18 protein-coding genes are annotated in these 24,535 nt (G+C 50.0%); 3 read left to right on the forward strand and 15 right to left on the reverse strand.

What is annotated here, in order from left to right:
* Window positions 1–20: 20 nt before the first annotated feature.
* Window positions 21–557 carry a hypothetical protein gene (locus PSR63_RS21530; RefSeq protein WP_274327735.1) on the forward strand — a complete coding sequence of 179 codons (537 nt, stop codon included), beginning with the start codon at window positions 21–23 and terminating at the stop codon, window positions 555–557.
* An 89-nt stretch (window positions 558–646) separates the two neighbouring features.
* On the opposite strand, the gene PSR63_RS28265 is transcribed toward PSR63_RS21530, so the two are convergent.
* The 3 genes from PSR63_RS28265 to PSR63_RS21540 all read right to left on the reverse strand — a co-directional run bounded on the left by PSR63_RS28265 (window position 647) and on the right by PSR63_RS21540 (window position 3,563).
* Complete coding sequence (locus PSR63_RS28265) at window positions 647–895, reverse strand: transposase (RefSeq protein ID WP_443111055.1); 249 nt, start codon at window positions 893–895, stop codon at window positions 647–649.
* 130 nt (window positions 896–1,025) lie between these two features.
* Window positions 1,026–2,426, reverse strand: coding sequence for a sulfatase family protein (locus PSR63_RS21535; protein WP_274327736.1), 1,401 nt, complete (start codon window positions 2,424–2,426; stop codon window positions 1,026–1,028).
* 204 nt (window positions 2,427–2,630) lie between these two features.
* Window positions 2,631–3,563 carry a hypothetical protein gene (locus PSR63_RS21540; protein ID WP_274327737.1) on the reverse strand — a complete coding sequence of 311 codons (933 nt, stop codon included), beginning with the start codon at window positions 3,561–3,563 and terminating at the stop codon, window positions 2,631–2,633.
* Between the two features lie 939 nt (window positions 3,564–4,502).
* On the opposite strand from PSR63_RS21540, the gene PSR63_RS21545 reads away from it, so the two are divergent.
* Window positions 4,503–5,677 (forward strand): IS3 family transposase gene (locus PSR63_RS21545; protein ID WP_274327723.1). Its coding sequence is split into 2 segments (ribosomal slippage): window positions 4,503–4,767 and window positions 4,767–5,677, totalling 1,176 coding nucleotides; the frame shifts between segments, so codons are not numbered across the junction.
* Between the two features lie 340 nt (window positions 5,678–6,017).
* On the opposite strand, the gene PSR63_RS21550 is transcribed toward PSR63_RS21545, so the two are convergent.
* Entirely contained in the window at window positions 6,018–6,779 is a 762-nt protein-coding gene (locus PSR63_RS21550) for an AraC family transcriptional regulator (protein WP_274327738.1), read from the reverse strand.
* Window positions 6,780–6,898: 119 nt separating this feature from the next.
* Between PSR63_RS21550 and PSR63_RS21555 the strand changes: the two genes are divergently transcribed.
* Window positions 6,899–7,339, forward strand: coding sequence for a GlcG/HbpS family heme-binding protein (locus PSR63_RS21555; RefSeq protein ID WP_274327739.1), 441 nt, complete (start codon window positions 6,899–6,901; stop codon window positions 7,337–7,339).
* A 98-nt stretch (window positions 7,340–7,437) separates the two neighbouring features.
* Here PSR63_RS21555 and PSR63_RS21560 read toward each other — a convergent pair whose 3' ends face one another.
* From PSR63_RS21560 to PSR63_RS21610, 11 genes are all read right to left on the reverse strand, one after another.
* Complete coding sequence (locus tag PSR63_RS21560) at window positions 7,438–7,590, reverse strand: transposase (protein ID WP_443111056.1); 153 nt, start codon at window positions 7,588–7,590, stop codon at window positions 7,438–7,440.
* A gap of 722 nt (window positions 7,591–8,312) precedes the next feature.
* A complete protein-coding gene (locus tag PSR63_RS21565) occupies window positions 8,313–9,848 on the reverse strand; it encodes a DUF1501 domain-containing protein (RefSeq protein WP_274327740.1) in 1,536 nt (511 codons plus the stop codon).
* On the reverse strand, window positions 9,826–12,984 hold the full coding sequence (locus tag PSR63_RS21570; RefSeq protein ID WP_274327741.1) for a DUF1553 domain-containing protein: 3,159 nt from the start codon (window positions 12,982–12,984) through the stop codon (window positions 9,826–9,828). The genes PSR63_RS21565 and PSR63_RS21570 overlap by 23 nt, the downstream gene beginning before the upstream one ends.
* Window positions 12,985–13,969: 985 nt before the next feature.
* Window positions 13,970–14,959 (reverse strand): DUF1559 domain-containing protein, encoded by a 990-nt coding sequence (locus PSR63_RS21575; protein WP_274327742.1) that lies wholly within the window; start codon window positions 14,957–14,959, stop codon window positions 13,970–13,972.
* A gap of 586 nt (window positions 14,960–15,545) precedes the next feature.
* Window positions 15,546–16,013, reverse strand: coding sequence for a hypothetical protein (locus PSR63_RS21580; protein WP_274327743.1), 468 nt, complete (start codon window positions 16,011–16,013; stop codon window positions 15,546–15,548).
* Window positions 16,014–16,116: 103 nt separating this feature from the next.
* Window positions 16,117–17,118, reverse strand: a complete 1,002-nt coding sequence (locus tag PSR63_RS21585) for a DUF1559 domain-containing protein (RefSeq protein ID WP_274327744.1) — start codon at window positions 17,116–17,118, stop codon at window positions 16,117–16,119.
* A 595-nt stretch (window positions 17,119–17,713) separates the two neighbouring features.
* Window positions 17,714–18,280 carry a sigma-70 family RNA polymerase sigma factor gene (locus PSR63_RS21590; RefSeq protein WP_274327745.1) on the reverse strand — a complete coding sequence of 189 codons (567 nt, stop codon included), beginning with the start codon at window positions 18,278–18,280 and terminating at the stop codon, window positions 17,714–17,716.
* A gap of 123 nt (window positions 18,281–18,403) precedes the next feature.
* Window positions 18,404–20,104 carry a LamG-like jellyroll fold domain-containing protein gene (locus tag PSR63_RS21595; RefSeq protein WP_274327746.1) on the reverse strand — a complete coding sequence of 567 codons (1,701 nt, stop codon included), beginning with the start codon at window positions 20,102–20,104 and terminating at the stop codon, window positions 18,404–18,406.
* Window positions 20,071–20,583, reverse strand: coding sequence for a sigma-70 family RNA polymerase sigma factor (locus PSR63_RS21600; protein ID WP_274327747.1), 513 nt, complete (start codon window positions 20,581–20,583; stop codon window positions 20,071–20,073). Before PSR63_RS21600 ends, PSR63_RS21595 begins: the two co-directional genes overlap by 34 nt.
* A 796-nt stretch (window positions 20,584–21,379) precedes the next feature.
* Window positions 21,380–22,255, reverse strand: coding sequence for a DUF1559 family PulG-like putative transporter (locus PSR63_RS21605; protein WP_274327748.1), 876 nt, complete (start codon window positions 22,253–22,255; stop codon window positions 21,380–21,382).
* 913 nt (window positions 22,256–23,168) lie between these two features.
* Window positions 23,169–24,377: a hypothetical protein gene (locus PSR63_RS21610; RefSeq protein WP_274327749.1), complete on the reverse strand. Its 1,209-nt coding sequence runs from the start codon at window positions 24,375–24,377 to the stop codon at window positions 23,169–23,171.
* Between the last annotated feature and the right edge of the window lie 158 nt (window positions 24,378–24,535).

Raw genomic sequence — 24,535 nt, forward strand, 5'->3', positions numbered from 1 at the left:
AATTCTAGCGAGAAGGTAAAATGAGATCCTTCATTATTTTGACCGAACTAGGACAAAAGTGCCGCTGCCGGCTGTTTTTTCTAGAAGGAAAAGTGGCAAATTATGCGAATAAAAATGGGGCACGTCTGACGTCATTGCCATGGCAACGAAGTGAAAATAGGACTATTTTCTTCTTGCAGGTTCGCGATCTCATTGGGGGAGGTGTTAATTGGGCCACTTGCTCACAGCTTTTCGCCCCTTTGGGATCCGAGGGCCGTGATAAGACGCAGTGTCATCGCGATATGAGTCCGTCTTATCGTCGCGATAGGATGGTGGTTTCGCACAACAACGATGTGCCCGGCAATGGTCAAAGGGTTTGCAAAACGATTAAACCGAATTTCCAATTGATCCGCATTTGGTGGTGTTGCAAACGCGCTAACGGTGATGAAGGCCTGTTATCGAAGCAAATAGCTAGGCTAACTGAACTCAAGGTTGACCAAAGCGCCTTGGCGATCGATTCTGGTGCTCGTAGCCTGGGACTTTCCGTGTCTTTGAACTGTGATTTGTTAATCTTCTAGAAAGCCATACAACTGGCATTGGCCGTTCGCGTCGGTCTTCAATGTTCCGATCGTCCGCCACTCCTTGCTGACCAGTTGGACAAACGCTTTTACTTTCGGTTGAAGTGTCCAAGCTTCTCTCCAGAGTGCCGCTCATAGCCATTAATCCGATGCAGCGAGCGGTTGCTTTTCCACTCAAAGAAATACCAATAAACGGTCCTCCACGATAGGAGGTCCCTGGGAAGCATTCGCCTTGGAAGTTCGGTCTTGGTGAGGAACAAGATCGCGTTGTTCACTTGGTGAGTCGAAGTCGAACTTGGCCGACCGCCTGACTTGGCGACCGGAAATCGGGCTTCCATGCCAAATTCTCCCCGAGAGACAAACCATCCTATGATTTAGGAAGAGAATGATCCATCAATGGTCACCCGATCCAAGCAAGCGATTTTCAGACAGGTTCTAAGGAATTCGCGTTCATGTTGTTTCGAGTCTTTACTTAGCAGCGGCTTTCAATTTGGCAAACCGCTCTCGCATTTCGACTAATTTGTTCCGATGCTTAGGATCATCTGCCAGATCATTCTCTTCGATCGGATCGTTTGTGAGGTCAAATAGCTGTTCTCGATCGAATTCCGGCCAGTAGAAATACTTCCAATCCTTACGAACGAGTGCCTCCGATGCCGGAATAAAATCGTTACTTTTAAGCATCGGATGCTCGTAGAAAAACTCACTGCGCCACTGTGGCTTATTCTGGGACAGGTACAACGGACTTAAATCTTTTCCTTGCATGGCAACCGGGGCAGGTATTCCTGCGGCAGCCAGAATGGTTGGGGCGAGATCCACGTTGAGGGTGAAGTCATCGTTCGTATGGCCTCGCATTTGGTGAGGCATGCGAGGATCGTCGATAATGAGTGGAACACGGATGCTTTCCTGGTGGGGATACCATTTATCGGCCAACCCATGCTCTGCGTGGTAGTAGCCATTGTCAGTCGTGAAGATCACTACGGTTTCTTCGTACACTCCTTGTTTCTTGAGTTCAGCAAGGATCTGGCCGCAGGCATCATCTACCTCGGTTGCCAAGCGGTAGTAGTTCTTCATCATCGTTTGGTATTTCTCGGGTGTATCGAAACGCCAATGCCAGCGATTTCGTCCCTCGTTTTTCTCATTACTCACAAAGTCAGGCAGGCGTTCGAATGACTCCTGCGTTGCGTTCTCGGCTATCGGTACCGTCACGCCCCTATAGAGACCCATGCTTTCTGGTTGAGGTAAGAATTGAAGCGGGTTGGAGTCTTCTGCGTGTGTCGCGAAGAAGGCAACAGTAAGGCAAAAAGGCTGGTCGTTTGGGCGAGTTCGGAGAAACTCGAGTGCGTCGTTTTCGTTCTTCTGGGTTACATGAGTCTTTGAGCCGTCTGGACTTGTGAGCCAATGCTTTCCGTAGTACGAGCGGCTAAAGTCGAAACGCTCGGAGGGAATTTTTCCGTTGTGCCATTTTCCAACATGACCAACGTAATAACCGTTGCTTCGCAACAATCCAGGGAACGTTTCCGACCACGCGGTCTTCCAAGGACTGAATGACCGGTTACCGTGTCGCGACATCCATTGGCCGGTAAACAGAGACGCACGACTTACGCCACAGATGGATGTTGTGACACAATTCTGAGTAAATCGCATTCCCCTGTTCGCGAGTTGATCCAAATTCGGGGTCTGTACGACTGGATTGCCGGCAACTCCGAGTGTATCGTGCCGCCAATCGTCGGCGTAAAGCAGTACCACATTAAGCGGCTTCGTTGTTTTTTCCTCGCTGCCGGCACAAAATGCTTGGTTCAGCGAGAATGTATTGAACGATGCAATGACGAAAACAGAAAATAGAGTGAAGAAGTGCTTCTTGGTGAACATCTTATTATCTCTTGTCAGGTGGGTTATGAATCAGTTCGTGTTGTTCAAGCTGGACGTTTTGTGAAGTAAGTGAGCGGATAGGAAATTGGAAAAAGAGCGTCAACGATTATCAGAGGTATTCCAGATGACTATATGTCGTAACCGACCCGAAAAGTCAGGCGATGGATGATGGGACTCGAGCGGGGCGACAAAGTTCTCGACCTCTCACAAATCATGTGGCTGGACACGACTCAGCATTGCCTTGATATCACTGGGTGACGCTTGGTTGTTACCACCATTGCTCGCACCCGTTATCCACCAGTAAAGCATTCCAGCGTCTGAGCAATCAAACTTGCCGGTCTGAAATTTTACAACGCCGTCCTGTTCCGCGTAGGCAAGCTGATTCCAAATCCATTGTATTCGAGGGTCGCTATGAGTCTTGGCCCAGTGCCACGGCTGCATTTTTGATTGTAGGCCAACGTTCTGGTCACCGATTTGATGTTCAACGACACCGAAATCGAGGATCTGTTGCCACGAGAAGAAATCGCCCGCGTTGTCGTTCGCTGCGTGATGTGAGACGACATGAGTAAATTGACGCTTGGATGGATTGGCAGCTTGCAACGCGAAACCAATAATATCTGGTTCTCCCGCTTCAATGATCCACAGAGGATCGGCTTTTGAGGAGCGATTGATGGCATCACGTAGGTTGGTGACAGTTGCATCTCTCTCAGTGCGACAATTGAAACAGGCGACCAAATTCTTGAATGGACCAAAGTGGTTGATCCCTTCATGACAGACTCGGGCCATCACTTGTTGGCGGCGCAATTCATCGGCGACTGGAATGCGAGTTGTCGGTTTCAGGTCGCACGAATGCGAGAGGTGAACCAGCCTGTCGTTGGCCCCTGACGCGTGCAACAAGCCAATGGTTACTGCTGTGGCACCGATGTCGTCCGGGTCCGGGGAATTGCCATCTGCAATAATTGCCAGTCTGCCTGAGGGAATCCGGATTAATGACGAATTACCTAATTCCGGAGACGCCGTTTCCCGAGAAAGGTGCTGAGGTTCGGCAATCGGGCTTGTCTGATCCTGCGATTGGGTAGCTTGCGCAAGCATTCCCAAGCTGGTGCAAGCACACAACAGAACATGAATGGTTTTCATGACACAACTGCCTTTCGTGGAAGACTATGCATATTCGGAGTAGTGTTCGGACAATTGTTTAGCCTGACATGCGTTTCGTAGGTTGTTGGCCATTGAATTCTCAATCGGGAGACGCCAAATAGAGCGGACTGGTCACTCGATGTTTTAATGAATTACTGACTTGCCGACGGCGAACTGCTCCTTCGCACACCCAATTGAGAATCCTCGCCGTTGTCGGGAAAATGCTGAGATTAGGTGCAACGAGCTTGCGATCTAGATTCCAGAAGTTAATAGGAAAACACTCATTTCGCTCAAGGCAAGGTGCATAACTTACCTTTTTTGAAGCGGCGTTCCTTGAACTTCACATCCGTTCTCACTCCAAACTCATTGACAACGAATAATTCAAGGATGAATTCCCAAGTAGATAACGCGAGTTGGGCATTCGTGAGAAAAGCAAAGCGAGGAGTGTGATTCAAAAGAGGCTATTGTCGAAGATGCGAAAGCACTCTTCGGGGTAATCTAATGCACCCTATCGTCAAAAACCTCTACGATCATGCCGGGAGTAGCACTAAAATGCCAATGAGAATAGAGCTGAATTCGATCCAAGCGAATTCCCGAGGTTTGTTGGCTTGAACTTGTGAGAAGAGGTAGGCCGATGCCCGGTCATGAGCCGTATGAACGCGGTTGAAGGGGGCAGGTCACAACGGCAAAAGTCTATTGGGTGAGAATTGGATGAGCCTAGATCGATAATCGCAAGTCTTTACGGTAAAGCAATTTGAGCAAGAAAAATGCCATTAAGCTATGCTTCGCGTCCTCTTCCGATGTCTTAGGTCTTGCCTTGATTGCGTTGTCGCGAACCTTTGACATTCTCCCAAGTCCAGTGACCTGCCCCCTTCAACCGCGTCCATTCGGTAAATTAGTTATTTGCTGAGTGAATGCCCATTTGAAGGGAGATTTCTAATGCCTAGAAGACGATTCACGCCGGAGCAGATTATCCAGCATCTCCGCGAAGCAGAGGTGCTTCTTTCTCAGGACAAGACGATTGCCCAGGCCTGCAAGGCGATCGGCGTCACGGAGCAGACGTACTACCGTTGGCGGAAGGAGTACGGTGGCATTCGTACGGACCAAGCCAAGCGGTTAAAAGATCTGGAGAAAGAGAACGCTCGACTGAAGAGACTCCTGGCGGATGCCGAGCTTGACAAGGCGATCCTTAAGGAGGCCGCTTCGGGAAACTTCTGAGCCCGGACAAGCGACGGCGAATCGTCGAGCACGTGCGAGACGCCTTGGGACGCGCGCGAGTCTCGGAACGGCGGGCTTGTCGCGTGCTTGGGCAGCCGCGTTCCACGCAGCGCCGTGCTCGCTGGATTCCCGATGACGAACCTCGCCTGGTCCGGGAGATGATTGAGCTGGCCGAACAGTACGGTCGCTACGGCTATCGGCGAATTACCGAGATGTTGCGACGGAAAGGTTGGCAGGTGAACCATAAACGCATCGAGCGACTATGGCGTCGTGAAGGGCTGAAAGTACCGCAAAGGCAGCCTAAACGACGTCGCCTGTGGTTGAACGATGGTTCGTGTGTTCGCCTGCGGCCAAGTCGTCGCGATGAGGTCTGGAGCTATGACTTCGTACATCACCGTACGCACGATGGCCGAGCCTTCCGGATGCTGACGCTGATCGATGAATATACACGCGAGTGCCTGGCGATCGACGTCGCCCGTCAGTTAACCAGCGAGGAAGTCTTGGAACGCCTCAGTGACCTGTTCGTTCGACGCGGCGTGCCTGACTTCATCCGGAGCGATAATGGCTCCGAGTTCACAGCTACAAAGGTCCGTGACTGGTTAGAGCGAGTCGAGGTGAACACCTTGTACATCGAGCCAGGCAGTCCCTGGGAGAATGGCTACATCGAATCATTCAACGGGAAGCTGCGAGATGAACTACTCGATCGAGAGATCTTCGACACGCTACTGGAGGCAAAAGTGTTGATCGAACGGTGGCGAGTCGAGTACAACACGGTACGCCCGCACAGTTCGCTGGGGTACCGCCCACCGGCACCGGAGGCAATTCTTCCAGGGGAAGGTGCTTCCGCTACGCTACAGCACCTTCCCCTGGAAGAACCCTTGAAGACTATCACTTAAAGACTGGTTTCATTCGCGGGGGCAGGTCACCGCAAGAACCGCAAACGAAAGACTCGGAAGGATGGTCGAAAAGTGCGAAGATACCACCACCGCTGGATCGTAGAATGAACGATCTCATGGATTGACAACTTCCGTCGACTTGTCGTGCAGTACGAACATCTCTCGTGGATTTACCAAGCCTTCATTCACGTAGCGTGCGGGCTCACTTGTTCGTGTAGGTTTTGAAACAGCTTCTAGTGAATCGTAGCTTTCGAGTGTGCTTTCTCCTGAATCCAAGGTAGACGCCTCAAATCGTCCAGGACTAGACTGTTTATGCAGCGTGGAGCGGAAACTGGCATGATTAATGAGACTTGAATCGCTTGCGGTACTGCAGCGGCGTCATACCGGTTGACTGTTTGAACTGCCGAGAAAAGTGGCTCTGGTCGCAGAACCCGCAATGGCTTGCAATTTGTGCCATCGAGTGTTCATCCGTTTCTAAGAGGTGTCGCGATATGCCGATGCGTACCTCACGGATGTAGCAACTGGGCGTGATACCGAACTGAGCTGCAAATTCGCGATATAGCTGACTTTCCGATAAGGTCACTTGCTCAGCGAGTTCCGCGACAGAAATTGGATCTTGAAAGTGCATTGCGACAAATTCGACGACCTTCATTAGCCGACCATGTTGACTACCTAACTCGATGCTTTGACGGTAAGGTCGCTTAACTCCAGCGATTCCAATGACCCTACGCGTCGCATCGAATAGAGGCACCTTGTTGCATAGATAGATTTCAGGAACACCCTTAATATTGGGCACAAGCCATATCTGATCAGAGAGAGGTCGTTTGGATTCGATCACTCGACGATCTTCGTCGATGTACTGCGCAGCGATGGCAGGTGGAAAGAAGTCGAAATCGGTTCGGCCGATCATCTCTTTGTCGCTCTCGACGCCAACCACGCGACAGACAACACGGTTTGCCCGCATGTAGCGTCCTTCCGAGTCTTTCACGTAGTGATAAACCTCGGGCAGAAACTCAAAAAGCTGCAGTAAATCGATCGGGTTGCTAATCGCCGCGAAGAAGGCTTCCTGCTTCACAGGCTGGGATTGTGGTTGCTTCGCCATGCGAGGATTATACAAAAAAGTGTTAGGAATAGCCAAGACGCCCACAAGGCAATTCACCAGAATAGTAGAGTGGTGAATGAATCATATTCTTAGCAATCGATGAGTTAGAAGAGAGTAGCATGAACACCTCAGAGCAGTCTAAGTGTCTTTCGTTAGAGGCGGCGCAAGCTATAATCGTCGCGGCCAAGGAGAGAGCGGCTCAGCTTGAAACACAAATGAACATCGCCGTCATTGATCGCGGTAACAACCTGAAAGCGTTTCTACGGATGGATGGAGCTTGGTTGGGAAGTATCGATATTGCCATAAGGAAGGCAAAAACAGCGAACTCCTTCGATATGCCGACGGGCGCTATTGGGGCACTTTCACAACCAGGTGGACCACTCTTCAGCATCGAGCACTCCAATGATGGACTGATTACTTTTCCCGGGGGGCTGCCCATCTACTCAGATGACGGCTCAATCATCGGTGCTATTGGCGTTTCTGGTTCGACCGTCGAGAACGATCACCTCGTTGCCAAGGCAGGGTGCGAGAATTTAGGACCGCCCCCTGCAACGGCGTGATGAGTCGCGATGCAGGAGAAAACGGGGTGGCAAACGGCTTCGAGTGAGCGTTCTCTTTCTCCAGGTCCTGCAACCACTTGGCTTGATCCGTACGAATATCACCATACTTCTTTCGTCCAGTGGTAGTATGTCTGCTCAGTAATACGGATCGCCTTGCAAGCCTGGGCAATCGTCTTGTCCTGAGAAAGTAGTACCTCCGCGAAGCGGAGGTACTGGATGATCTGTTCAGGCGTGAATTGTATCCGAGGCATGAGAATTCTCCCTTCAAATGAGCATGCATTCAGCAAAAACTAATTTGCCGAATGGACGCGGTTGAAGGGGGCAGCGACGGCGGTCGACTCTGTGTGGTTCCTGCATTAACTTCACGAAGAACCGGAGCGTCCGCTGATTGTGGGCTGGTACCGTTTGACGGCCCACCGCAAAGCGGCCCGCGTGCTCAAGGCACTGAACGCGCGATGGGCCAAGGTCGAATGGTTTCCGCCCTACTGACCTCAGTCGAAACCGGTGGAACGCGTTTGGTCAACGGCGAAGTGGGGCCGACTACGCAACTAGCCGAGGGCCGGCATACGCTGGAGAGCGGCGTCCTGGATGAACAAGTCCGGCAATCGCACAATAATTGCTTAGTGCAAATTCACTTTCGACATGCGGGACTTGCGTGATATTGCGTACGACGTGATCAATAAAGGGGTAATGAAGTGAATCTAGCCCGCATGATGCTCTAGGGAATACCTGACCTACAAAGCTATCATGCAATAGCCGATCGATCGGCTGAGGTGTTCTTGCAATAGCCAATGAGCATGTTGGCCCGCCAAGCTACTTCCTGCTCTGCCAGTCCCAGTTTGACCATCAGGCAGGCCACATGAACAAGTCACGAGCAACGCGAAACTTTAGAGAATAAATGCCTCGTAAAGGCACTTGCGTATTTGCGATTGAAAGTCGGTCGTTTTCTGACTCCCGGTCGATCATGTATTAACTAGATCAGTACTTCATGTACAGGGTGATGTTCTTCTACTCCGGTCAACTTCAGGTCTAGTCCCTGATACATCACCGACAAGCGGCGATGATCAATACCTAGGCAATGCAGGATGGTCGCATGAAGGTCATGCACATGTACGGGGTTCTCGACGATGTTATAGCTGAAATCGTCTGTTTGGCCGTAGACTGTGCCAGGTTTGACACCTCCGCCAGCCAGCCAAACGCTAAAGCAACGCGGATGGTGATCTCGTCCGTAATTAGTATCCGTTAGTTGTCCCTGTGAATATACCGTGCGTCCAAACTCTCCTCCCCAGACCACAAGAGTGTCTTCAAGTAACCCTCTCTGCTTCAGATCGTGAATCAATGCGGCTGAGGCCTGATCTGTATCACGGCATTGCTTAGAAAGATGGTCAGGCAAGTTGTCATGCTGGTCCCACCCAATGTGAAAAAGCTGAATAAACCGTACATCCTTTTCGATAAGCCGGCGCGCTAACAGGCAATTTCGAGCATAAGTTCCAGGTTGATGTACATCGGGGCCATACATTTCCAATACGTGCTTCGGTTCGTTTGAAATATCCGTTAGTTCTGGCACGGTTGTTTGCATGCGAAATGCCAATTCGTACTGCTCGATACGAGTGAGAGTCTCCGGATCGTGAGTTACCGCATGCTTCTCCAGATTCAAAGCTCGAATGTCATCGAGCATCTGACGCCTGGCTTTCGAACCGCAGCCAGCTGGGTTCGTCAGGTAAAGGACAGGCTGGTTTCCACTGCGAAGTTTGACACCCTGGTATCGCGATGGAAGCACACCGCTTCCCCATAGTCGATCATAGAGAGGTTGGCCAGCAGCACGGCCGGTTCCTCGTGAGTTTAGTACGATGTACGTTGGGAGGTCTCGATTCATCGTTCCAAGGCCATACGAAACCCACGCCCCGATACTGGGGCGGCCAGCAAGCTGGGAACCTGTCTGAAAGAATGTGATTGCGGGATCATGGTTAATGGCCTCGGTGTACATTGATCGAATGACAGTTAAGTCATCAATCACGTTTGCTGTGTGCGGCAACAAATCACTCACCCATGTTCCACTCTGTCCATACTGGGAGAACTTGAAGATGGATGGCGCAATTGGTAGTTTCTTCTGGCCTGCGGTCATTCCGGTAAGACGTTGTCCCATCCGAATGGAATCGGGCAATTCTTGTTTTTTCATTTCCTGGAGTCGAGGCTTGTGGTCGAATAATTCGATTTGCGACGGAGCACCCGACTGGAATAGATAGATGACTCGCTTTGCCGTTGGTTGATGATGTGGGAGATTTGGTAACCCTCCAGTCATGTCTTCGGCAAGCGTTGGTTGTCGCAGACCAGGAGCGAGAGCCTGAAGTGCGATAGCACCTAAGCTTAATCCCGATTGTCGAATAAAAGCTCGTCGATTTGCCTGAAGGGCATGGTCGATAACATTCACGGCATAATTCCAGGAGGGAAGTTCGGGGTAGTGTGTTAAGGCTGTAAAACCGTTTTCACTCTTTGCAGATTGTTTCATCCAAATTTAGAATCGTACTTGCTGACATAGCCATGGCGGCAAGCGTTACGTCATCTATTAAAGATGAGGGTTTAGATGCGCCTACACGAATAAAAGCTTTGGCTGCAGGTAGGTCATCTTGGAAGAGTCTAATGTAGCGGTCGTGTGCGGACACAAGCTGTAGCAGTTCTTTCTGTGTTGGGATTCGACCTGTTGCTGCCCGAAAACCAAACCGCAGTTGACCAGTGACATCATCTCCCCCCTCACGAATCATCCTCGTCGCGAGCACACGGGCAGCTTCCACATAGGTCGTGTCATTGAGTAAAGCCAAAGCCTGGAGTGGGGTATTGGTGCGAGCACGATCCACGACGCATATTTCCCAGCTTGGAGCGTCAAATGTACTGGTTGTTGCGTGGGGGACGCTACGCTTGCGATATGTGTATAGGCTACGACGGTAAAGGTCGTCACCAGAACCTTGCACATAGGGACCGTCATTAGCCCCACCGGCTAACTCCTGCCACAGGCCATCCGGTTGGTACGGTTTAACGGATGCACCGCCGATTTTACGTGATAAGAGTCCACTAACCGCGAGGGCGTTGTTCCTAATGAACTCCGCCTGAAGCCGATAACGAGGGGCTCGCGAAAGCAGGCGGTTTTCGGGATCACGTAACGCCAACTCTGGTGATAAATTAGAAGACTGTCGATAAGTTGCACTCATGACAATCTTTTTCTGGATTGCCTTTACATCCCAATCCGAATGCACGAATTCCGTCGCGAGCCAATCAAGCAGTTCCGGATGCGTAGGCGGGGCACCCTGGAAGCCAAAATTATCTGAGGTGCGGACAATTCCACTTCCAAACAACTGCTGCCAAATTCGATTGACGGCTACCCTCGATGTAAGAGGGTTTGCTGGATCGGCAATCCAGTGAGCAAGGGCCAGGCGATTCGGTACAACATCTTCTGGAAGTGGTGGTAGAAATGCCGGTACGGAAGGGCTTAGGGGCGAACTGCGATCGGGGGCGTCGTACTGTCCTCTTTTCAGGAGATAGGTCGGGCGTGGCGTAGGTAACTCTTCAAGTACCATAACGGTGGATATGGGCGTTTCTTTTAGGTATTCCTTCTTTTGCGAGATAAGTGACGCCAACTCTTCTCGGCCCAGCCCGATCTCGTTATCACGGGCATTGAAGATGTGGCGAAGAGCCTTTCTTGTGTTGGTTGGTATTTCTTCCTGTGCATCAAGATTCGAAGCAAGTGTTGCATCGATAATTTCTCGAACATCGGATTCTTGAAGTGGCCGATCAAAGATTTGCAATTGCCTCAGGTGGCCTCGTACAAACGCTGAGTTGGACCTTGACCCCAGTCTAAATTGTTGTCCGGTCTTGATGCTTCCGGTTAGTCGGTCAACGTCTATAGTTGCAGGAATGGCCTTGCCATCAAAAAAGATCTTTAGCCCGTTCGCTTGGCTGGATCCATCATACGTAACGCATACATGATTCCATTCACGAAGTCGCAATGCTTGATTGGTTGTGACTTTGATTGCATTTCCATCCCATTGATGGATGAGATGGACTGAAATTCGTCCATCTTCATGCATCAATGCGTCTAGGCCGCGAAATGCCGCCCCATCGTCCATTTTGCTCCATAGGGCTCCTAGACGTGCTTCAGGGCGAATCCAAAGAGAAATCGAAAACGAAGAGTCCCGATCAAAGTCATCTAGGTCGCGAAGTTCGACGTAGGTATTGGAATCTCCGGGTAATTCGAGAGCATTCCAAAGTAAACCGGGCGTCCATTTTGACGGCTCGGTGCTCATCCTCGCATGAAAAGCGGCGTCCTTCCCTTCCGCCCTCACTTCCAAACTGCCATTCAATGGCATTTCAAGTACAGAGGCTATTGCGAAGTCGTTTTTCGGTGGATCTTGAAGGCTTTCTAGCCATAAAATGAAGTCCTTGGAAGATTGGTTTTCCTCCATGTTTTTCAGGCGGAGGCGTGCTTCTGAAATTCTGGCATCGAACTCGGTCAGTTCAGGCCGTGCTGTCTCCACTTGTGGGCCGGCGTTTCCCCTCTTCTCGCTATAGAAGCCTTCATCTGCTGTGCTATTGAAAAAGGCATAGAACTCATAGAACTCTTTCTGAGTGATTGGATCGTATTTGTGGTCGTGGCACCGCGCGCACCCCATCGTCAGGCCCAAAAAGACGACAGAGGCAGTCTCAACACGGTCGATGACATTTTCGACATGCCACTCCTCAGCAATTGAGCCCGCCTCTGTAACGGTGCGATTATTACGGCAGAACCCGGTTGCTATGCGTTGAGACTGCGAAGCATTAGGCAATAGATCGCCTGCGATTTGCTCGATAATGAATTGATCATACGGCTTGTTGCTGTTGAACGAATCGATTACCCAATCGCGCCATGGCCACATGATGCGATAGAAGTCATTTTGATAGCCATTCGTGTCCGCGTACCGCGCACCGTCAAGCCAGGTTACTGCCATTCGTTCTCCGTAGTGCGGTGATTGCAGCAACCGATCTACGAGCTTTTCGTAAGCATTATCTGATGTGTCGTTAACAAACTCATCAATTTCTGACAGGCTGGGTGGCAATCCGATCAGGTCAAACGAAAGCCGACGGATCAATGTTTCTCGTGACGCTTCTTGCGATGGTTGTAATCCCGCAGCTTCGAGTTTATCGAGGACGAAGTGGTCGATCTCGTTACGAATCCATTTCGGATTGGTGCTTTCTGGGGGCGTTTGTTTCGTCGGAGGGACATAGGCCCAGTGTTCTTGCCATGTTGCTCCAGACTTGATCCATTGACGCAAGAGCGAGATTTCGTCATTCGAAAGTGTCTTTCCCGAGTCGAGCGGCGGCATGATGGAGGATTCATCGCTGGTTGTTATTCTGCGCATCAGTTCGCTAGAATCCGGATCTCCGGCAACGATTGGACGCTCACCTGAATCTGCGACACCAACTGCACTCTCTCTTTGGTCAAGTCGGAATCCACCTTCACGATGATTGGCATCCGGGCCGTGACAGGCGAGGCAGCGGTCACTGAGGATAGGGCGGATATCACGATTGAAATCGATTTCGTCTGCGATACTTGCCTGGGCTATCAGCAAGATTAGAGCAATTGTGAGGCGTACATGGAGTGGGTGTGTGGCCATATATGTTCTTGACTACTTTGAGGAGGCTAGGAGGCGATTCAGAATGCAACGCGGGCATGTAAGCGGACAATTCTCAATCCGAAAATCAACAAGCAGATGCCTTTGCCTGTTTAGGATATTTGACTCTGAGCATTCGATGCGGTGGCTAGCCACGTCGGTCAGGCGCCAAACATGCACATGTTGTACATGTGCACCAACAAAAACGATAATGCTGTGAAACAGCCCTGGGGCATCGTTCTGCTAGTTTGCCGATGCCCCAGGGACCATATTACCGCACAAAGTTTCCTGATTTCGATTATCGTTGGGGGCAGGGGGGCTTCGTGAGTTAGTCATGCCGTTGGAAAATGGTGACGGTATGCACATGAAAGTGGTTCATGGAATAGTAAGCAGATATTGTTATCACTAGTCGGTAATGTTAATGGTCATATGAGATGGAGGGCTGTCAGTTATATCTGTTCTGATGCCAGAAAGATTGGGGTCCGCGTATTTCTTAGGAAGCAGATTCTTGGGTGCCCCAAGTTTCGAGTAGGCTGCTTGCATCTCGTGTGGCGTAAGCTCTTTCTCGGCAACTTTCCGGACTTCCAATTTGCTAACAGTGACGGTGTAGTTTCCAGGCAACGCCCCTTGAACTTGATGTTGTGGACTAAGGTACGTGAAAATCGTGAATTGTCCTTCAGCGTCTGTTAGTCCACTACCGGAACGTCCGTCTGCGCTGGATGGAATTAGCACCACTAAGGCATCTTCAACCGGCTTCCCGTTGTAGATCACCTCGCCTGAAACCGGATACGTCTTTGGGAGGCCGTGTTCTGAGCATCCTGATAGGAACAATAATGAAAATACAATTATGACAAGCAAAGTTCGATGGCACATTTGTCATGTGCTCCTTCTGCAGGAGATTAGATAGATCGAGTATTGATTGAGCTGGCCAGATCATGCTCTGCTTGCTACCTCTTTGCCAACTGCAATCTGCAGAATGTCTTTGTCGTTAGTATTCGCCGATGACGCCACCGTCTGATTTGTCGCCGAGGCGAGCATAGGTCAAGCGGTCTAGCGTCTCGCTTAGAAAGTGGACCGACCCATCCCCCATCGCAAATTGGCAGCCGCCTGGATGTGCTGACTTAAACCCGAATGTAGCGTTCCAGTTACTACTATTGTTGGAGAAGCAGGTGTGGGAGCCATAACGAGGATCGCTGGGGCATGTCGGGAAGTTGATTGGAGCAGTCGTGGCATACCAAAGTGAGTCTGGCCAGGCCCATCCCCAGGGTGCGAATGTCTGGCAAGTCATCCGAATTTCTCCCATGAGGATAGTATTTGTCAGTCCGTCAGTGAGATCACGGAAATTCGCCGAATAAGGTACAAATCGACCACGCCCAAAAGGTCCTGACACAGATTGATCGCCGTAGTCTGATCGTACATTTCCGCGATTAAACGGGTCTTCGCCATCGTTGTCTGTATCGAGGCCAAGTCCAGAAGGGTAGGCTCCTGCAATAGCTATAAGATTGCAGCCTGCTGCCGACTCCATTTTCTGTGCACCAATACTTGGCGCATAACTGGCACGAGCCATTCCCTGCGATGTGGGGTTGCTAACACCTGGGTCGCTCGGGCATTGGTAAGTTACGATCGTGTACTCGCCAACTGATTTTCCATTGACTTGGTAAAGCGTCAGGTTGTTGTTTTTCAGATCGATCCCGTCATAGAGAGCTGTTTGTTCAACGAAAGGGAGTAACCCAATAAGCACGCACATATTATTTCCAGGAGTTGTGCCGTACCAGTTTATTGGAAGTCGCCCTATTGTATCGTGGTAATTATGTAGCCCCAGGCCAAGTTGCTTAAGGTTGTTCTGGCAACTCATTCGCCGTGCTGCCTCTCGCGCCTGCTGGACTGCGGGTAGGAGAAGTGCGATCAAGATGCCAATAATTGCGATGACGACGAGAAGTTCAACCAGCGTGAACCCGCGTAGATGCCGAGTCTTCATTCAAACGCTCCTTGGTAAATACACGATGAGAAGATGCCTGGAGGAAGCTCCTGTAAGGTAAGTTGGCCCGACATGCAAGTCAATGGTTGTTGGTGAAAAATGTCCTTGATATACCGCGTTAATGGATTTTCCGAGAAGGAGTCAACCCGTTATGAGAAATGTTTTGGCGCAGGTGTGGCGAATCTCATTGCTTGCCTGTTCTTTTGCTGATTAATCTCGCTGGCAAATATAGAAAGGTTTCGAGTCGAATGGAGCAAGGCGGTTGTTGGCAGGCGATCACTTGACCTGCATGCCTATCGCATCGAATGAGAGTCCAAACGCTTGGCTCGGCATGACGGGGCTAAATGAATGCCTTGGACTCAGCATCTTAGAACTTCTGAGTGATCGCCGCCGCATCTAGTGCCCCAAGCGACACGGCGATAGAATCTCGGGGGCATTGATAGTGGGCTTAGGGATAGCTGGAAGCGAAGGGGCCATAGGGCTATTCGATGAGGTTCGACATTCACTGTTTTGTAAGCCAGCTGGTCTTGCCTGAGGCTCAAGTTGGTATCAGCTTTATCTCAAGCCTTAGGCACGACTGAAGACGCTAGTCTTTAAGCTCGATTCTGAGGTGTTCGGGAGGATTGTCTGTCACTTTCACTTTTATCCCTGATCGATTGGGGTTCGCGTACTTCTTGGGGAGCAAATTCTTGGGAGGGCCTAGCTTTGAGAAAGCCGCTTCCGCTTCCTGCGGATCAAGCCCTGTTTCGTCAATGCTTCGCACTTCAAGCTTGCTAACGGTAACGAAATAATCACCTGGAATCGCCCCCTTGGCCTGATGCTGGGGGCTAACATAGGTGGTTATCGAAAATTGCCCACTGGCGTCAGAGGTCCCACTTCCTGAGCGTCCGATCGAACCTGAAGGGATAAGTGCCACTGTGGCCCCTTCTACAGGGTTGCCGTTGTAGATTACCTCTCCGGTGACTGGATATGACTCGGTCAGGCTGGCTTTTGAGCAGCCTGCCAGCAAGAGGAAAGGCATAGTAAATACAGGCAGAGCGGTTGAGAGGTGCATGCTATCAGTTCCTTGCGCAGGGGATTTTTCTCAGTGTTTCGCAGCGAGTGAACTGGCTAGGGGGCATGGTGTTGCAGCCTAGCCAGTTCAAATTTGAAGTGAATCAGAATTCGCCAATAACGCCGCCGTCCGACTTGTCACCTAAGCGGGCATAGGTCAATCGGTCAATTGTTTCCGGAAGGAAGTGAACTGACCCATCTCCTAGCACAAACTGGCAGCCACCAGGGTGAGCAGATTTGAATCCAAATATGGCGTTCCAATTGTTGCTGGCATTGGAGAAGCAGGTATTTGATCCGTAACCTGCATCACCTGGGCAAGTCGGAAAATTGATGGGGGCGGTAGTCGCATACCAGAGCCCTTCCGACCAAGCCCATCCCCAGGGGGCAAAAGTTTGGCATGCCATTCTCATTTCACCCATCAGGATCGTGTTTGCCGTCCCGTCAGTAATATCAGCGAATCTAGCCGAGTATGGAGAGATATTGCCTCGACCAAATGGGCCTGAGATTGCTTGGTCCCCATAATCTGATCTGGCGTTACCGCGATTAAAAGGATCTTCGCCATCTCCGTCGGTGTCGAGACCTAGGCCAGTCGGATACGCTCCGACAGTTGCCAGGAGGTTGCAGCCAGCAGCGGACTCCATTTTTTGCGAACCAATGCTTGGGGCATAGCTGCCTCGTGCCGCGCCAGTTGATGGATTGCGTGTGCTTACGCTTGGATCACTTGGGCATTGGTAAGCTTCGATGACATGGTCGCATACACGCTTTCCATTAACGGGGTACAGGGTGATATTAGAGCTCATGTCGATTCCATCGAACAATGCAGACTGTTCGATGAACGGAAGCAGCCCAATCATGACGGACATGTTATTTCCATTTGCCGTGTTAACGTTGCTTAGCAAGTTATTCATCGGAAACCGCCCCATAACATCGTGGTAGTTATGAAGCGCTAGGCCTAGTTGTTTTAGGTTGTTCTGGCAGCTCATTCGACGTGCTGCCTCGCGCGCCTGCTGGACAGCAGGTAGTAGAAGCGCAATTAAAACGCCAATGATTGCAATGACTACGAGTAGCTCTACCAGAGTAAAGCCTCGATGATGTCGAATAGTCATTCAAAAACTCCTTACAAAAAGCATGACGAGAAAAAGATTAGACAGGTTTTGAAGTGGACTGTATGGCCCAAATTGTGCTGTGCTTGGGTGAAGTAGGTTTCTGTGTACTCAATGTGCAGGTTGGTGTTGAGCGTCAGAAATACAGGGGCTTTCTGTCTGCCAGAAGCTGGCCATATTGCCCCCGTCCTGCAGTGAAAGTCGGTTGAATGCTAGGCAGTTGATATTGTGGTCCGCTTCAACGAGCAGTCCGCGAACTGTTCAACGAGGTTATTCTTCTCCACCTACTCGGCTCCTCTCAAGAGTGGGGATGTGTAAATGGTGTTAGAGACATCCGTTGAAATGAATATTCGGATATCTGTTTTAGTGTTGTACAAATGGACCTATGTCTTACCTGGATTTGTCGTTTTAATACCTGGAAATCCTGTTGATTACTAAATATGACACGAGGTTAGAAATTGCTTGTATCGAAATGTCCTTCCATCTTGTCGCCGAAGTGCCAAACAATCTAACATCGTCGTTGCGTGGGATCGGCTTTCAAAATTCCTTGGGGGGGCTAGTTGCGATCTAGGGAAGGCGGTTAGGGTAAAGAAGCACATCACTCATTTTCTTTTGCCAGGTCGAGCGTGCTGTCGATGCATTCAACTAGTCTGCGACGGATTTTGTTCAAGCGGTTGTAAAGCGTTTGAACTGCCCGTTCCATCTGTTCTGCGATATCTTTAATCGAATGGTCTTCACTGTAGGCCATACGAACCAGGTCTTGGTCTTCCAGGTTGAGTTTGCCCATGCACCGTTCAAGTGCCTCGGTCCGTTCGTCGCTTCGGCGTTGACGTTTCACTCGCTCATCGGCAATGCTAGAAATCAGGTCGTTGCTAAAGCACAGTCGATGTCTTCCTGATACACGGAGGTAGTTGCGGACCGTAAACTGGGCAATTCCGCATGCCCACGCACAAAAGTCACGATCTTGTTCGAATTCATCAAACTTCTGCCACAAAATTAGACTCGTCTTTTGGAACACGTCTTCAGCGTCAGTCCGGTTGGGAAGCAGGGTAAAGATAAAGGCGAAAATTCTACGGTGGTCGCGAGAAAAGCACGTGACAAATTGTGGGTTCTCTATATCCTCCTCGAGGAGAAAATCGGGGGTCTCGATGTTGTTGTCATTCACGTTACTGTCTTCTGGCGGCCAAATTGGGAAGCCATAACGCCCAATAGTTGGTCGTCCTAAGGGGCACTCTGTATCTCGGTGTGAAATATCCTGGGGATGTTTCTCTGATGACTCTTTGTTTGGCTATTCATCTAATTCGAGCAGGGCCGCTTCGTAGACTTGGGTGATGCTCTCTGCAGACAAAGCTCGATCGAATATTGTCAACTCATCGATTCTTCCGTGCCAAAAGCCAGGGTTTCTTTCGTCAGGTTGAGTGCAGTCTGGGGTAAGTTTTGCTCCGATCCCTAGAGAGACAGGACCATCAACTGCAAGGCCGTCACACTTCGAAGATCCAACTTCCTTGCCATTTCGATAGAGTGTTAGGGCTTCGCCATTGACAACAAAGGCGACATGCTGCCAGGTGCCAAGTGGAAGCGGCTCATGCTCACGCACTTTGATTAATGATTTGGATTTGTCACGAACTTGTACTTCAAGGTCCCCGTGATGATTGTGAAGGCCAAAATGGAATTGTCCGCCCATTCCGTAAGGCTGATTGTTTTCGTCAAGCTCAATTGCCCAGTGCTTAGCGATGGCCGCCCAGTGCGGTCGGCTATCAGCCTTGACCCATGCACATACGGTCATTTGGCCTGTGGAAATCGGCAAGAACTCTGGGACTTTAGCGTACGCGTGAGATGTTGGCCCACGCAGGTAAAGTGAGTTGCCAACTCGCCCTGGCTTGTAGGGTAGGAACTCCATCTGGTCGACCAGAAGTACAGCTTCCGACTGGCGTGAGCCGTAGTCAGGTAGGGTCATGCCGTTGGCTGAGGGCTCCATCTTGAAAAAGTGTACGGGCCGCATTTGGCTCATGTACTCCTCGTAGCGACTCATACTAGATTGGGAATCAGCAAGATTTCGGACAAACCTATCGCGGTCGATATCAATGCCTTCAGCAATGCCGCTACGGGGGCCTACGCGAGTCGCCTGGTTTGTGATTAGCCTTAGGCCCTTATGTCCTTCGGGGGCGAGTTTCGGTGTTACTCCCACTTCGCCACTGAAGACATGTACTTCGCTTGCACGGTCTGGGGAGACATCGACTGAAAATTCTGTTCCGTAATCAACTAGCGCGATGGAAGGTGTTTCCACCATGAATCCAATTCCTTCAAGTGGAACGGTCGCTGATGCACGTCCAAGATGCAACAACAGTTTCTGGTCGCTAATGATTTCGAATTCCGCGGGAGATTCAATAATAACTTCCACATTGCTATTGAACGTTATTTCGACTAGCCCATCGGAAAAGTAATAGCGACCTCTTCTTAGTGATTCGCCTTCCTTGATCTCTATGTCAAAGCTCGGGACAGTTAGCAAGGCGTCTCCGCGCGTGCGAGTCAAGAATGCATGGACCTCTCGTTTGTCCCAGGGGATTTGTGCCTCATCGTGTGCATGTTTTCCCTGTTCGATAGGAACAAATGTCACGCTTGGGGGTTGAGAAATAATCCATGCACCACATGCAAGTAGTAGAATCCAGGATGCCATCGTGCATAATTGCCAACACCAAATTGCTGTTGGAGGTTTGGTTTTAATGCACACGTCATGCCCGGTGTATTCAGTTCCGTGAAGCAGGGTTTCGGGGATGACACCGTACTCCCAGGACATCATGGCATGCGTCTGGCAAGACTCGACATAGCGTCGTTGGAGCTCTGTATCTTTTGACACCAGATCCGCAAGTGTTTTGCGTTCGTGGATAGACAACTTGTCGTCCAGGAAGGCACTGATAAGACTGGCGAATTCTTTCTCTGCTTCAGAGGACATAGCTACATGTTCTCCGCCAAGTTCTTCTTGACGCATAGTGCAAGATTTTCACGCGCTCGAAAGAGCAATTGTTTGACAGCATTTACACTTTTTGCCGTTTCCGTTGCAATTGCTTGCAAGGTCGCTCCGCTACGGTATCGTTTTTCAATAGCATTTCGCTGATTCGTGCTTAATTTCTGAATACATTGTTCCAAGTGTCGCTGCCTTTCTACGAACGTTTCGTCGCTTTCACAGGCCAGTCGGGATATCTTATCCAATGCCTCGTTGTCAAAAACGAGGTATTCACGCTGCGAACGTGTTCGATATGCAAGAACTTGGAAGTAAGCAATGCGGAAAGACCATGCGGCGAAATTTGTTCCCGGTTCATATCGATCGGCATTTTGCCATAACACGACATTCGTTTGTTGTAGGATATCGTCTGATTCGTTTCTGTCGGATACTAGTGATAAAATGTATGCATAGAGACGACTTTGGTAAGTAGTTAATAGTTGGATGAATTTTCCGGATTCATTCATTGGCCCTGCTATATTCATTCAACATGGGTGCGCATGCTTTTACGCATAGAGTGGAAAACTCTGTTGTTGCGCCCCAAGTAGTGTGTTTTTTGCGTTAGATCAATCGATTGCCAATCGCGATTCGTATGGCTGAGGATGCTTAGTTTGTGAACATCTTGGTTACGGCCTCGATTTGTGAGGTATTGGATAATTCGCCAACTAAACAGGGGAAATAACGAACCTCTTGTAGGAAATAACAGAAAACAGTTGTCGGTAACGGAAAAACGTACATTTTGATGGGGTTTCTGCTCGCAAATATGGATTTGCTGCTATGGAATAGATCTTTTGATGTGAAGGGTGGCTTTGCGAAAGAGCTCAGACTGATCGATGGCATGCGAGTAATCTGCATTCGCGTGAATTGTTTGGGTGAATTGTTTGGGTGAATTCATCTTTCCAGAGCATTAACGGGCGGCAAAATCAAATGCTCGAAGAGGTTCTAACCACTAAAGCATTCGATTTCATCAATCTGGTTAATCCCCTAAGTTGCAACTTGCGTACTTACTTCTCTGGCGTGTTGGGGTTCTCGATCAGGGCTATCGTGTAGGGCCAACCGTTGCATGTCATGTTTACATCAAGTCGAGTCCAGAAATCTTGCAGGTTGCGAAGTGTAGTGAAAAGAGTCGGGCGAGATCAGTGTTCGTCTTTTTCGCTGGCGACAAAGGGTATTGAGCCAATTGGATATGCAAATACCTCGTCGGGGTCAGGGGCTTCCCATCAACCACAACAGATCAAACGAAGCTCTAGGTGCTCGCTTCCTTTAGTACTCTCTGATCACATTGCCGTCTTTCATATTGGAGAGGTTCTTGTAGATGTTGATGTCGATCGTTTCGGGCAGGAATTGAACCGAACCATCTCCCATCGCGAACTGGGCACCACCTGGGTGATGGCTGCTGAACCACGAACGGTACTGCCAGTCGGTTGTGCTTGGCTCGTTGATCGGAAACCCCGTCGATCCGGCGACTTCAAAGACCCCTTTGAAGCTGCTGTTGTCGGTGTCTCCATTCCCAAAACCGGCCCAATGGGTGTAAGAATCAGGATCACTTCCATACAGCGTGCCAGCGCGTTCTCCGACCATCAGCGTATTGCTCGTGCCATCGGTAATATCGCGAAAGCGAGTGCTTAGATTTCGGACACCAAAGATGCCGTTCCCAATCGTCATGCGCGAGCGGGGCCCTGTGTAGTTCACGCCGGGATAGTTCGAGCGTGCCAAAAACTCGCCTGCGGTCCCTTTCGTTGAGAGCTCTGGAGCGGGATCGGAAGGACAGCGATAGAAGTCAACCGTCTGCTGCAACACGGGTAGCTTGGCCGGATCGTTGATTGCCTGCTTCAGGGTGACTTGTCCAGGAGTCAACGCGTTGAAGATATTCTCTTGTTCCGCGAACGGCAAAAGCAAAGCGGACCAGGCCCAAACCGGATCGTCGTCGCCTAAATAGATATAGACCGGCGGCATTCCTTGAAACGTATCGTGATAGTTGTGCAACGACAAAGCAATCTGCTTCAAATTGTTGTTGCACTGGATGCGTCGAGCTGCCTCGCGAGCTTGTTGAACCGCAGGCAACAGCAACGCAATCAAAACACCAATGATCGCGATAACAACCAGTAATTCGACCAACGTAAACGCGTTCTTCTTCATGGTTTGTTTCCCCGTGAAATGGGCTTTGTCAGGTGCGAATTACCTTCAGGCAAAAGCAGAATGTAGTGATGAGTAAATACTTTTTGTATTGACCTTTGTTCTTAGTAAGGTGTTGTACGTGAAGCTTGGGGGTTTACCGAAAATTATTGAAAAAACTTTGAAGATGGAGGTTGGCTTGTTGGGACGGTAAAACGATTCAAAACCGGTGGCGTTGCTTTCATGCTAGATTCGACCGGCTGATCACCAGAATAAGTGACTGAAGCTGATCAAAACGTTCGGTGAGTTCTGCCCAAAGCTGCCTGTCAGAGGTGCACCGCTCACTTATGTCGCCATATGCTGCAAGATGTGCCTCGTGGCACGTCGCGCGATCTGGCAGCGACTCGCAGGGCGCTAGGCGAGGAATTCAACTGGAAGCCAGGGAGGGAGTTGCAGTTTAGCCGAGTTCCCGTAGATGACTTTCTTCGGGAAGTTTTAGCGCTTTCTAGATAACACACATCCCGAAAGTGCGTTGACGATCAAGCCACATCGCAGGTGTTCGTCAGTAATTAAAAACGGGGAAGAGTGCCTAGGTGACGATCTCCAGTGTCTTACTGCCCGCACCCAACTGACAGTGCGAACGGACGCTAAAATAAAGCTCAAAGCGTGGCATAAAAGAAAAAACAGGCGAGAATCTGAAAGCGAAGCGGAATGTTAGCTATCCGGATGAAGTTGAGCTAAAAAAGCGGGCGATTTGTGTCATAACATGTAAGGGAATTGAGTTAGCTTCGAGGCTTCGGGATTTCAGCATCAACACAGGGCTTCCAAGGTTCAACTTACTGCGAAGGCACCTAAATTTTGAACCAATTTGTGGCATAAAGACTTGAGGGATCAACTAGCTATCCATGCCGTCTTCAAATGTGTGCACCAGAATTTTCTATCTCGCAACGGGTAGTTGAAATCCACGGTGGCCCCAATCTTTTCCAAGACGTTTTTCGATTAATTTGAAATCTGCTTTGATCGACGAGTCACTTGCCCCGAGGCTATCGCCCAAGAGTTTTTTGAGGCGTGTCTTATTACGTTTCATAATGTTACTGTGCCTGTCGTGCAAAAGACGCCAGCAATGTTGTATTTGGAATTGTCGAGCATATCGGTGAATAGGGGCCTTACTGGGATTACTTGAGCTGATCTGGACTTTCCATTCAGCAAGATGGTCAACTTCAGCATCGGCCGTGAGGGCACCTGTGATTAAATCCCGGAGTTCATCCCGCGAGGGGATAGGAATCGTGTCTGGCAGGTAGAAGAAACCACCTGATGACTGAAGTTGGTCGAACATGATTTGGGGGATGACACCACTGGCGAGCGGCCCTTGGGGAATTGGGTAGTAAGGGCCAGCTAGTCTTGAAAGCCGCCATCTAGCCAGAAACGCTTGGAGTTCAATTAAGGGTTGGGGAAGTTCGAGGGAATCGGTGTGATTGTTTTGCATACCTTCAATATGAAGTTGGGTATGCCATAGGGTGGCATCAAAGTGATTCAATTCGAGTTCAGGGCCGTGGTTGAGCAATAGCTTATCTAGCTCTTCAAGAAAATCAAAGTTGGTCATAAGCCAACCTTGATACCCACGCAGAGCCTTCACGAAGGGAAGTTTGACCATTCTATTTCTAATGCGGGCTACGTTGTCGAGTTGGGCGGCGTTTACATTTGTCTGGTCTAGTTGGTTGTTGGGGGCACGTTTCGCACTGCGGTAGATCTGTGGTAGATCGATCTCGCGGTATGGATCGTAGTACGGGTGACCGTTATGGACGGCGACATAGTTGTTCTCGGCTGCCCATTCTGTGAGTTTCATTTCCAAGTCGATTAACTTCGGGTCGACTTTGCTCTTGAACTCTTCGCCGTCTAGGCTTTCGCAAAGCCAAATTGGTAGCGGGTAGAAGTAGCGACTTCTGACTAACTCATGCTCGAAGTCGTTCAGGTTGTCTTCCGTTGATGGCACCGTCCACGCCCTGGGTGCCTCTGGAATAACTTGGATCGAGTCAACTGTATCGGACATGGCCCTATCGGGCAGTTCGTGTCGCCAGGTCAATTCGTTGTCCTGACTTAGAATTGGCGACTTGTTTGCGCGGGCGGATGTCTTCTTCGAAGCCATGTTGATCCTCGGAATGCACACCTGAGGCTGGCACGCGACGGATGGCAAAGGTGGTTTTTCTCGAAAGTGGCCAGTTGGCTTCCAAGCTCGCTGACCTATTAAATCACCTTCTTTTTGTAAATGCTTGTGATGTCGGATGACAACAGGTGATTCGCACG

Source organism: Bremerella sp. P1 (assembly GCF_028748185.1).
Taxonomy (GTDB): domain Bacteria; phylum Planctomycetota; class Planctomycetia; order Pirellulales; family Pirellulaceae; genus Bremerella.